Annotated in this window: 12 protein-coding genes; 7 read left to right on the forward strand and 5 right to left on the reverse strand. The window is 42.4% G+C overall.

The window, feature by feature from the left end; all coding sequences use genetic code 11:
- Window positions 1-856: SGNH/GDSL hydrolase family protein (locus F6K20_RS08560; RefSeq protein ID WP_287294414.1), on the forward strand; the 856-nt coding region annotated here is incomplete at its 5' end.
- Here F6K20_RS08560 and F6K20_RS08565 read toward each other — a convergent pair.
- Both F6K20_RS08565 and F6K20_RS08570 read right to left on the reverse strand, forming a co-directional pair.
- Window positions 814-2,250 carry an RNA-guided endonuclease InsQ/TnpB family protein gene (locus F6K20_RS08565; RefSeq protein WP_044494236.1) on the reverse strand — a complete coding sequence of 479 codons (1,437 nt, stop codon included), beginning with the start codon at window positions 2,248-2,250 and terminating at the stop codon, window positions 814-816. The two genes, F6K20_RS08560 and F6K20_RS08565, sit on opposite strands and share 43 nt — an antisense overlap.
- 374 nt (window positions 2,251-2,624) lie before the next feature.
- A complete protein-coding gene (locus F6K20_RS08570; protein ID WP_287265125.1) occupies window positions 2,625-3,710 on the reverse strand; it encodes a Gfo/Idh/MocA family protein in 1,086 nt (361 codons plus the stop codon).
- A gap of 318 nt (window positions 3,711-4,028) precedes the next feature.
- Between F6K20_RS08570 and queC the strand changes: the two genes are divergently transcribed.
- Window positions 4,029-4,715, forward strand: coding sequence for a 7-cyano-7-deazaguanine synthase QueC (queC, locus tag F6K20_RS08575; protein WP_287294416.1), 687 nt, complete (start codon window positions 4,029-4,031; stop codon window positions 4,713-4,715).
- A gap of 58 nt (window positions 4,716-4,773) precedes the next feature.
- Here the strand turns inward: queC and F6K20_RS08580 are convergent, their stop codons facing one another.
- Window positions 4,774-5,307 carry an FkbM family methyltransferase gene (locus tag F6K20_RS08580; RefSeq protein WP_353736738.1) on the reverse strand — a complete coding sequence of 178 codons (534 nt, stop codon included), beginning with the start codon at window positions 5,305-5,307 and terminating at the stop codon, window positions 4,774-4,776.
- A 21-nt stretch (window positions 5,308-5,328) separates the two neighbouring features.
- Complete coding sequence (locus tag F6K20_RS08585) at window positions 5,329-5,715, reverse strand: hypothetical protein (protein ID WP_287294418.1); 387 nt, start codon at window positions 5,713-5,715, stop codon at window positions 5,329-5,331.
- Window positions 5,716-6,030: 315 nt separating this feature from the next.
- Between F6K20_RS08585 and F6K20_RS08590 the strand changes: the two genes are divergently transcribed.
- The 4 genes from F6K20_RS08590 (at window position 6,031) to F6K20_RS08605 (ending at window position 10,342) form a co-directional block, all read left to right on the forward strand.
- Window positions 6,031-6,186 (forward strand): hypothetical protein, encoded by a 156-nt coding sequence (locus F6K20_RS08590; protein ID WP_287247798.1) that lies wholly within the window; start codon window positions 6,031-6,033, stop codon window positions 6,184-6,186.
- A gap of 677 nt (window positions 6,187-6,863) precedes the next feature.
- The gene (locus F6K20_RS08595) at window positions 6,864-7,049 is read left to right on the forward strand and encodes a hypothetical protein (RefSeq protein ID WP_287247799.1); all 186 of its coding nucleotides are present in this window, start codon (window positions 6,864-6,866) and stop codon (window positions 7,047-7,049) included.
- Between the two features lie 367 nt (window positions 7,050-7,416).
- Window positions 7,417-8,742 (forward strand): MFS transporter, encoded by a 1,326-nt coding sequence (locus F6K20_RS08600; RefSeq protein WP_287294420.1) that lies wholly within the window; start codon window positions 7,417-7,419, stop codon window positions 8,740-8,742.
- A gap of 367 nt (window positions 8,743-9,109) precedes the next feature.
- Complete coding sequence (locus F6K20_RS08605; RefSeq protein ID WP_008187789.1) at window positions 9,110-10,342, forward strand: glycosyltransferase; 1,233 nt, start codon at window positions 9,110-9,112, stop codon at window positions 10,340-10,342.
- A gap of 165 nt (window positions 10,343-10,507) precedes the next feature.
- Here the strand turns inward: F6K20_RS08605 and F6K20_RS08610 are convergent, their stop codons facing one another.
- The gene (locus tag F6K20_RS08610; protein WP_008187787.1) at window positions 10,508-10,759 is read right to left on the reverse strand and encodes a DUF6761 family protein; all 252 of its coding nucleotides are present in this window, start codon (window positions 10,757-10,759) and stop codon (window positions 10,508-10,510) included.
- Window positions 10,760-11,135: 376 nt separating this feature from the next.
- On the opposite strand from F6K20_RS08610, the gene F6K20_RS08615 reads away from it, so the two are divergent.
- The coding region (locus F6K20_RS08615; RefSeq protein ID WP_287294422.1) for a response regulator transcription factor at window positions 11,136-11,509 on the forward strand (374 nt) is incomplete at its 3' end.

The raw sequence follows: 11,509 nt of genomic DNA on the forward strand, positions 1-11,509 counted from the left end.
TAACCAAAGCACCAGACGGTTTGGCAACCGCATTGTCATTAATGAATATTCCATGCGCAGTCCCACCACTACTCCTAGCCCACCGCCATCGATGCTGCGGGTGTTCCTACTGGGGGATTCTGTTGCCAATGGGGCTTGGTGGACAGACCAAGACCAAACCATATCAGCACGGCTCCAATCTCAATTAGAACTATGGCTGACCAAAGACGTCTTACCAAGTCTAACCAAGGAGAAACCATTTGAAACAGTCGAAGTCCTTAATGCTTCTGCTAATTCTTGGGGACCACGAAATGAGTTAGCCTATCTACGACGCTTTGGCACCTTCAACGCCCATGTAGTGGTATTACTGATTAATACCGATGACTTGTTTGCTACAGCACCGACTTCTGTACAAGTGGGACGCGATCGCAATTATCCCAGCCAAAAACCCCTCTTAGCCATAGCCGAGATCTGGAGTCGCTATCTCCTGAGAGCACCAGCTATTCCTGAAATGGAAGCAGTCAGAGCAGAACCAGGAGACCGGGTTGGCTTTAATCTCAAGGCCATTGGGGAAATTAAGACCCTAACTGATGCTGCTGGAGCCAAGTTAGTGCTAGGGATGACCCCCCTACTCCGGGAAATTGGTACCAAAGGACCTCGTGACTATGAGTTAAAAGCCCGTAAACGCTTGAGTGACTTTACTGGCGAGCACAACATTACTTATCTAGATTTTTTACCAGTGTTCAATAACACCGAAACACCAGAAATACTTTACCGTGACCACATTCACCTTAGCCCCCAAGGAAATCAGAAAGTCAGTGAAGTTATATCAGCTCAGTTGACATCTCCCCCGGTTGAAACACGGGGGATTCTATGAGGATGTGAAGTCGCAGCGGTTTTCCCGTGCGACGCTTCGCGAACACAGCTCATTCGATATGATTTTTTAAGAGAGTTAAAAATGTCATACCTATGCGGGAGTGTCAAAGCTCCCCTACCCATCTTGGTTAGATCGAGACCTAACTGTTTGGCTACTTTCCTAGTAATGTTTCCCGCGCCATTACAGTCTGCATTAACTAGGTATCCTTCCTTGGTCTTATAAAGCCCGCGCCTTACTCTTTTTCCCGAAGGTTGCCATCCACTGGGTTTTTCACCGTGCTTAGGTAATGGGTCTTCGTCCAAGTACGACGCTTTACTTGTGTAAGATTCCTCAGTTACTGTCAATTTAATGCCATACTCAGGGCATATTTGTTCCAGCCTTTTGATTAATCTTTTTGTAGGAATTACTACAAAATTTTGATTACCTCTTCGACCTATATTAATTGAGTCTTTTTGTCGTTCATTCCATCCGATTACAATATTCCCAATGCGGTCGTTGAGGCAGCGATTAATAATGAAACGGGCGGCTTTATTGACTGCATCCCGCATTTGGTTATTTCGATTCCGCTGAACTCTATCTAAGTTCGTATCCCAATAAAACTCAGGCTTCCCGGTTTTGTATTTTGCGACCAGGCGAGCATAACCCTGATTCATTGACTTCAGCTTTCGACCATCAAGGATTAGACTCTTTCCATGAGTCGATACACCGGTCAACCAATTATCGCCACCATGATCGAAACTCCATGCCTGAGAATAATCAAGATTTGGGTTATCCTCTATCGGCTGTTTTTCATCATCTATCACCCAGTGGATCCATAGTTGCCCTAAATATGGTCGAATAGTCACCTCTTTGACCCAATCTGGGTCAAAAAAATACGGAGCTTCTAAGGCTATTTCAGTAAGTAATTCTGATTTACTCTCTTTGCTTATAGAAGGATAAAATAAACCTTCTTTGTAAGTAAGAGCTTGCCTGGGAAAAGTAACAGCTGCTAGTCCCCCTTTCTTTCGGTATCTAAGAAGCCTTGGTCTGTCTACCTGGCCTTTATAGTAAAGTCCAACTAATTGGTTGTAACTTGTAATTGATTCAGCCACAGACTTGAGAGTTTGCTGTGCTGATTGGGCGGCCATGGCTTTGTAGTGGGGGTTTTCTTTCAGCTCTTTACAAAGCTCTGCGTATTTAACCCCGCACTTATAAGTTCTCCACCCATACCGCAGTACATCTTCCTTCCAGTAAGTGGTGTAAGCCTCTACTTGTTGCTCTAGCCAACTGTAATGCTTTTGTTTAGAGTAATAAATCGCACAATTCCATAGACTGTTAGCATTCTCACATTGAAACAGCCAAAAAGCTTTTTCTTCATCATTAAATACTGCTTTTACAGGAATTGTTTTGTACATCTTGATCATCACCTCCTTTCAAATATTGTGACATATCTATAGTTTCATTAAATAGTTCCATTAAATAGTTTCATGGGTTCGAGATACGACTGGATTAATCCAGTCGCTCTGTTTCACACCCGGTCTAAAAACGCAGGGCTCTCACATTTCGGGGTGTCTTGGTAGCTTCATCAGTGATCACACTGGTCAGGTAAATGATCAAAGCCACAGGGGAAAAGGTTGATCGCAAATCCGAATTCAAGACCCCCTGTTGAAGTCAGTCCAGGCAGACTTTGTACTTATTTGTTCCTTACCCTATTGGGCTCCCCCTAATGTCGGTCAGTTACAAGTGCAACTGACCCCTACATCATCAACAACAAATCAACAACAAGTCACTAACACGGAACTGTCATGACGGAAGTATGGAGTTTATGATTCCCATTGTCTACGTTGTGCCAAACTTGACCATCAAGAGCCATCTGCTCAATCAAACTGGCCAAGCGCAGTGCTTTCAGAGCTTGTTCACCTCCGACAGAAGGTTGATTACCACCCCGTACACAATTGACAAAGTGTTCTAACTCAGCATGGAGTGGTTCAATATTACTGGTATAAACCTTCTCAATCAAACCATCCTGTCGGTAAAGCACTTGACCATAGTCGGTCATATAATTGGCAGTGGTTTGCCGATGAATTAGAATCTCATTATTTAGGAAATCAGCTTCCGTCAGAGAATTTTTGCAATGGGCAGCGATGCGACGGATTTTTCGGTGTGTCACTTTACTGGCCGTGACAGTACCAACAATACCATTGGCAAACCCCAAGGTAGCAGTGACGTAATCTAAATACCCGGAATCAGAAGCACGGCTGCCACTAGCGGTTAACCTTGTCACAGGTGAGGCTACCAATTCTAGTAATAGATCTATATCATGAATCATGAGATCCAAAACCACCGAGACATCATTGGCTCGGTCAGAGTAGGGACTCATGCGATGAGCTTCCACAGCCAGCAATTGTTCTGTCTTGAGAACTTTGCTCAGTTCAAGGAAAGCTGGGTTAAAACGTTCAATATGTCCAACTTGGAGAATACATTGGGACTCTGCTGCTGCATTTACTAACGATTCTGCCTCAGCAATACTAGCGGCAATCGGTTTTTCAATTAAGATATGCACTCCAGCTTGTAGACAAGTCATCCCGACGTCATGATGTAGACGGGTCGGTACTGCAATGCAAACCGCCTCTACATAGGGAAGAAGATCGTGATAATCTTCAAAAAAGCGAACACGGTACTTACTGGCAATATTTAAACCACGCTCGACGTTAATGTCTGCCACACCCACAATTTCAACGTCTTTGAGAAGACTCAAAACTCGGGCATGATGTTGTCCCATATTGCCAACGCCAATCACACCGATTTTGATTGGCTGCGGTAAGTTGCGCTGGACTTGATGATCTAGATGTCTTTGATAAGTACTATTCTGCACTCTTTTTTGCTCCTCCACCACTGGTAATAAGTCGATTTACTTAATCTAAGTCGCCTTAAACCATCCAGATAGTACCACAGCAACTATAAATGTGAAGAATTTCAAAGCTTTGTCCATCCCACTCAAGCTAAAAGAACCTTTAAAACATGTGTTCTATATTTATTGTGGTTTGACGAAATATGGAACACTAACCCTATGTGTCAGTTTGTGGGTTGTCTGTTGACAGAGCAATGAAATTATTAATTGGTAGTTGTAGTAACAGTGCAAAACGTTTGATTAGGCATTATCCTGATGAGACTTGTGATATCTGGTTGGATCATGTCTAAGAAAGTAATTGTGTTGTTATCTGGAGGTTTAGACTCTGCTACAGTTTTGTATCAATCAGTAGGAGACGGTTATGAGTGTTATGCCCTTTCCTTTGATTATCAGCAGCGACATCGACGAGAACTCAAATCAGCCTACGCAATTGCTACTGCAGCAGGTGTTAAGGAACATCAGGTAGTCAGGTTTGACTTACGGCAGTGGGGAGGTTCAGCGTTAACCGATGATAACCTTGACCTACCCAAGGAGCGTAGTCTAGAGCAGATGTCTCAAGAAATCCCCATTACCTACGTTCCAGCCCGTAACACGATTTTTCTGAGCTTTGGCTTATCCTATGCAGAAGCAATTGGTGCTGAGGGAGTCTATGTGGGTGTCAATGCCTTGGATTATTCTGGGTATCCAGATTGCCGTCCGGATTATATCAAAGCAATGCAGACAGCTTTTGATTTGGGCACAAAACAAGGTAGGGAGGGCAATGGAATTAAAATTTTCACTCCTCTGATTGACCTGAAAAAAACCGAAATTATCAAATTAGGCAATCAGCTGGGTGTTCCTTGGGAAAAAACCTGGTCATGCTACACAGGTAACGATCTAGCTTGTGGTGTTTGTGATGCTTGTCGGTTGCGATTGGCTGCCTTTGCTGAGTTGGGATTGGACGATCCACTTCCTTATCACAAAGGCTGAGTAAGCTGAGTAATCAGTGTGTTGCTAGAACAAGAGGGATTTTCATTCCTGTTGGATACTAGAAGAATTGATTTAGCCGATAGTTACGCCTGGCGTAGATACGGTAAACCCCTGTATCTGCCAGCAATAATTCTTGATCAATCACTAACTGGTAGCCTTTCCTTTGGAGTAAGTTTGTGATCTGCTTTAGTTTTATCCCTGCTGTAATCTGATCAACCTCCATGACAATTTGCTTAATTTTTTCCCAATCCTTCTCCTTGATGCCAGCCAAGATATCTAGCTGAGGTTGATCAGCATTAATTTTGAGTAAATCAATTTTTTCAATGTTCTGTTTATGAATAATACTAGATATAGTCTTTGAGTGCTTGGAAAGTCCAAAATTGAAGACTTTGGCATTGGAGCCATACAGTGATGCATTGATCTGCAACAGTTCAAAAACATCTGGTAAGGCTTCAAAGGAGAATAGTCTGGCATTTTTACAGATTTGCTGAGCAAACAGGGTGAACATACCGATGTTTGCCCCTATATCAAAAATACAATCCCCATCATGGATAGTTATGCCATGTTTAATGTAGGTCTGTTTTTCAAAAATTTTTTGATATAATTAATCAGTTTATTGTTCATTAAAATGAACAATAACTAAATTATTGAATAATTGGTAATCGTTATGATTAAATCTAATAGCCTCGGCTTTAAGAATATCAAAATTGGTAGCTAAACCTAGGTTAGAGGGATTTGGTGATAATGGCTGATTGGCAGGAGATCTGATCCAGTCTTCAAAACTTGAGGAGATGACAGTACTCCCATTTTTAGGAGTAGATATTAGACTAGACTTATCAAATATTTGTTCAACATGTTGATTAGATTTTGATAAGTTTATTTTGGATGGAATATTTATATCTTCCATCCATAAGTTTAGAGATTTATTTAAAGGTTCTGCTGTCAGGGTAGCCGTTAGTTTAATAGTTATTTCAGATAGTTGATTTGCGTTTAATACCATAGGGATTTTCGTTAACTATATTGATTAAACTGCACAGTAAGATCACTAATTATGACTAGTTATCTCGACAGAGATATTACTGACTTACTTATATAGTAGTAAAGCACCCTGATTGAAATTTAGTTAATTATAGCAATTTTAAGCAATCTTAATTTAAATTTCATAAAAATTATAAAAATCAAGAAGACTCTGGCGATATTATTTACCCTGGATTTTATGTTAATCCTCTTCCGAATCTAATCATTTCGACATGAATTTATATGGCAGTTTACTTAATAGTAAATAAACCTGTATCTATACAATATTGACTCATACATGTTAGTAATTGGTTGCCATTTTGGCAAAATTTTCGGTTATGAGGAAGGAGAGGCCGTGAGCCACGCTACGCGATTGACCTTAGGTCAAGCTAAGCGAACGGAGATTCTGGAGGAGCCAGAAAATCCCGATGACCAGCAATATGTGGATCAGTAAGGGTGAATAAAACGATAACGAATCATCATACTATGAAGATATTTACAGTAACTGGTTTAACTTTGAGTAGTTTTACAAAAATATGCGATCGCGTCCAATCAAAGCATGTCTTGTGAATCCAATGGTGTCCTTTAGCTCAACCTCCTCTGACCGAAATTAAAGTCAATCATTATGATTCCAAATACTGGGAGTGATTTTCGGGATACTCTGGGGGGTCAAACCGAGGTATATTTTATAACCTATAGGTTGCACTAAATTTAAGAGGTTGACGCTTGACGCTTGACGCTTGAGTGTCAGGGATAAACGGTCAAAAAAAATTAAACTAGTGACCTCAAACAATCCAAAACCGAACTAGATAAGGAACTAGATATAGTTAAGCATCTTCAATATCTCAATATCTCAATTGATTTAAAACTCCCGTTTAGGATACTTGTTTTATTTACCAATAAAGTATACAATAGTCAATGGAAATTAAGTCAATTTAAATTATAACTGTTGAAACTCTTCTTAATAACCAGGGTCACTGGTCTTTTCTTGCCACTAAACGTAACTAGTTGGTAACGAGTCAGCAGTCAGCTCTCGGCTGTGGAGCTTCTCAAGATAGGTGTCCACAATAGCTCATCTCTTCCTGCTCAGATAGGTACTACGGAATTATTCTGATCAGCAAATTCAGCACCATGTCACCCACAGAAGCGGTTGTCGGGCAAAAGCGATGCAGCGCAGCCATTGGGGAGCAAGTGCGGTCTTGGGGAGGCAGCGCGGTCTTGGGGAGGCAGCGCGGTCTTGGGGGTTTCCCCCATGAGCGACTGCCGTGGTCCCCCCGGAGACGAAACCTTAGACAGGCTCGCCTTTATGGTTGGTAGGTTATGCAAAAAAGGGTTAAAACTTATTGATTAAGGCTCAACTGTCTTACGGTAACTTCAAACCATGAGCGACTGCCGTGGTTCCCTCTCTCGCGGTTTGCATCAACACAATGTCACCACAATCTAAGCAAAAATGTCACAAATAGTAATCATCAAGGGTACCGTCAAACATAAAACTTGCCACCATACTAGATATATCAGTAAGCCCACCTACAACAGTCTTTTTCCCCGAGCTAGACTGTTTTACCCATCAAGGTGTAAGCTTAGCGGGAACTGGCAAGGGGTTCAGTCATTCATGTATAAAAGGTACAATAATCCCGCCGATGGCGGAGTATAACGACGAGTAAAGTAGAAAAAGACACAATAAATGCAGATTTTCTTTCTGATCTGGTTGGGACAGCTAGTATCCCTTCTGGGGTCTAATCTTACCGAATTTGCTCTGGGCGTTTGGGCTTACCAGACTACTGGTTCAATCACCCAATTTGCCCTAATTTCTTTATTTATTCACCTACCCAATATTATTATCTCACCCATAGCTGGTACATTCGTAGACCGGTGGAATAGACGCTGGGCGATGATTCTCAGCGACTCCGTGGCAGGGGCTAGCACACTGGTGGTTATGGCTCTGGTGTTCTCGGGCAGGTTAGACATCTGGCACATTTACCTAGTCGTAGCAATCAGTTCAACGTTTAAGGCTTTCCAGTTGCCAGCCTATACAGCAGCTACGACTCAGCTGATGCCTCAAGAACATCTTAGCCGTGCTAATGGCATGATGCAAGCCTCTAGGGCAACTGCCAAGATTCTTGGACCGACCTTGGCGGGTGTGCTGCTGGAGACCATTCACTTGCAGGGAATTCTATTAATAGACTTCATCACATTCATCTTTGCCCTAGCGACATTGCTAAGCGTTCAGATTCCCCATCTCCAGTCTAGCCATCACACTCATCAAAAGCAAGCCCACTTCTCCCAACTGCGCCAAGATCTAGTATCAGGCTGGCGTTACATTGCCAAACGGCAAGGACTGCAAGGGTTGCTGATGTTCTTTGCCGTGGTCTACTTCACTATGGGTATTCTTCAGGTGTTGTTATGGCCACTGGTGTTAAGCTTTGCCTCCAGTGCTGAACTTGGGGTCATTTTATCTATTGGCGGTTGTGGGATGCTTATTGGTAGCTTGGTCATGACTACCTGGGGAGGACCCAAGCCCAGGATATACGGTATTTTTAGCTTTGTAATCCTGCAAGGCTTGTTCTTACTTTTAGGTGGGTGCCGCGCTTCTGTGAACTTAGCTGCTCTTGGAGCGTTTGGTGTTTTATTTGCTCAACCCATTATCGTTAGCTGTAATCAAACTATCTGGCAGAACAAAGTCCCAGCTAATCTGCAAGGACGGGTCTTCGCCTTACAACTGGCCATCGAAAACTCCTTATTGATCCTTGCCCACATGCTAACCGGACCGTTAGTCGATCATGTTTTAGAACCGATGATGGCTACCGATGGACTGTTAGCAGGTAGTATTGGGCATATCATTGGAGTTGGTCCAGGGCGTGGGATGGGCTTGCTGTTGCTGTTGATGGGAATTCTGAACATCCTGGCAAGCTTTATCGCTTATCGATATCCACCCATACGGCGAGTGGAAAAGGAACTGCCGGATGCGATTCACCCTAACCTAGGTTTAACTACTTCGACTAGTGTTTGATACCAAATTCGCTCCAAAAACCCCCGTTATGATTCCAGCATTCTTTCTCCTGTTCTCCTGAAGCTCCTGAAGCTCCTGAAGCTCCTCATGCTTTTTGCTGAAAAAGGGGGTAATTAACCCGGATTTGGTATGAAACGTTTCCTAACTCCTGGGATGGGCGAAGTATTTACATACAGATACTGATCATGGTTCAGGGGAAGATGGGGAAGATAGAGAAGATAGAATTGTTGTGCTCTTCCTCAATTCCCTCTCCTGATCACATTTGCCTTACCTGTTCTGACATGATTTATGCAACAATTGGGACGCATCGTCAATGCTTTGCCCCTAAAAATTAAACACGCTCTGAGTGGGATAATTCTATTCACCTATGAAAATTGCTATTATCACCTCTGGATTCTTGCCTGTCATTGATGGCGTAACAGTTAGTGGATTATCTAGGCTACAACGACTGAGTCAGTGGGGACACCAGGTGTTGTTATTTTGTCCTGAGTACAGTGCTTTAGAACATGTCTATCCCAATTGGCGAGATTATACTGGTCAAATCCTGCCTGGAGTGAGAATCATCAATTTACCGAGTACCTCATTCATGGACTTGGACTTTGAGCGTCAGGTGCGCAGGAGTTCCTATTCAATCCTCCTCCAGGAATTAAAAAAATTCCAGCCCGATATTATTCATGTTGATGAACCAGAAAGACTGTTTTTTGGATTTTTTCGAGTGCCTGGGGTGGCTTTTGCCAAAAAAGCTGGTATTCCCTGTGTGAGTTTTTTTAGGACTAATTTTATTGACTATGCCGAAGATTACTTTTCTCTACCGTCTCTGGTCGTCGCTGGAATTAAATTTATTTTTAAAACCATATTGATTTCAGTGTATAATTCTTATGATGTCACCCTAGTTTCTAGTCGGATTACCCATAAAAAAATTATCAATCTGGGCATTAAAAACACCCTACATGCCAATTTAGTTGGCTTTGATGCTAGTAAATTCTATCCTGGTTTACGGGAAGAACAGTTTTTCGAAAAGAACTATGATATTCCAGAGGTTGAGGGGAAAGTTAAGTTAATTTTTCTAGGTCGGTTAACTCCAGATAAGGGGTGGGAATTTACCCTAAATGCCTTTTCACGAGTTGTACAAGAGGTCAACAGTGACAAAATCGCACTGATCATTGCTGGTGATGGTTCGATGCGGGATGAGATTGCTACCCGCTTAAGCAAGTTAACACCTAATAGTTACTTACTGGGTAGAGTGCCACCGGAAAATGTTCCAGCTCTTTTGGTCAACAGTGATATTCATATCACAGCATCAGAAAAGGAGACTAGAGGGCTAACTATATTAGAAGCCTTCGCAGCTGGAATTCCTGTGCTCGCTCCTGAAGCAGGTGGGGTAGTGGAGAATATCCAAGACGGATGGAATGGTTTTTTGTTCACTCCCCAGAATCAGGAAGATTTCTGCGACAAGCTCAAAGTATTAATTGAGAACCCAGCGTTGCGACAGGAAATGGGTCGCAACGGTAGGGAGTGTGTTTCCCAGTATGGTTGGGATGAAAGGGTTCAGAATTTAGTTGGTATTTGGGAAAAGCAGATTGCCAAGAAAACCCACTGATATCAAGTCCAGTTAATTACTCAAGAGAATAGCCTATCGCTTTTTGGTAATGGGTAATGGGTAATGGGTAATGGATAATTGGTAATTGCCTATTACCAGCTAACGGATAGGATGAGTACTCCCATGGACTTGATCGGATTCAGTGGGGTTCTGTGTGTTTAAGGTTTAATAGTAGTCGGTTTCTGGCTGCGGCATTGGTACCATCTCAAAGTTGGATGGATCACGAAGATAACGAATGGCATCTTCTTCTAAGCGGTAGGTTATATAGGATTCAAGGGTATTTGTGTGTTTGAGGGCAGAAAGATAGCCATCGATATATAGCCGCAATTCATCGAAGCTATAACCTCGATTCCACAAATCGACTAGGGAGTCAGTAAGTTTTTGATAGCAGCGTATAGCTTGAGGATCTTGCAGCATAGTCTTAAGAAATTTTGAGTATCAACAGTAGCGGTATTGGCTCACTCAGTAGAAACTCGGATACGCCAACTTAACTTCAGTTTAGCAAAAGTAGCAAGTCCTCAATACTTTTCTCAATTATTTGTTATGTTACCTAGACTAAATTGCATCTTATATGCTATAATCGAAAATGGTCAGTTAAAATTAATGGTAAATTGAAATTTTACTATTGTCCTTATTGTCCCTCTGACCTGGTCCATTTGCTGCCACTAGGAAGTCGTATTGGAAGAACGCAAGCCAATATCGGGATCATAAGTAGCAGTTGTTACAGAATGTTGACCTGACCTTTGCTATGATTAAATCCCAACGGCTAAGGCTAAGAGGACTTTAATGTGCCGTGGGCTCAGTTAGAATTCAGATTATTGAAGGAAACCCTCATTTGCGATCGCTTCTAGGGTCGCACCTGAAGAAATCCGGTTATGGGGTGTACCAATCACAAAATCTTGAGCAAGCCAAGGAAGACTTTCACCATCGCCAACCCACTCTGGTTATCCTAGACTCTGATTTACCAGACAGCGATGGGGTTGAATTTTGCTGCTGGCTTCAGCAGCAGCGAAAATCTCTAATTTTAATGTTGTCTGCTCGTAATAGTGAAAGAGATATCGTCACTGGTCTTAAAGCTGGGGCAGACGATTACCTCACCAAGCCCTTTGGTATACAGGAATTTATGGCACGGGTGGAAGCCCTAATTCGTCGCCTCCGCATTATGGA

Source organism: Moorena sp. SIO2C4, from assembly GCF_010672485.1.
Classification (GTDB): Bacteria; Cyanobacteriota; Cyanobacteriia; order Cyanobacteriales; family Coleofasciculaceae; genus Moorena; species Moorena producens.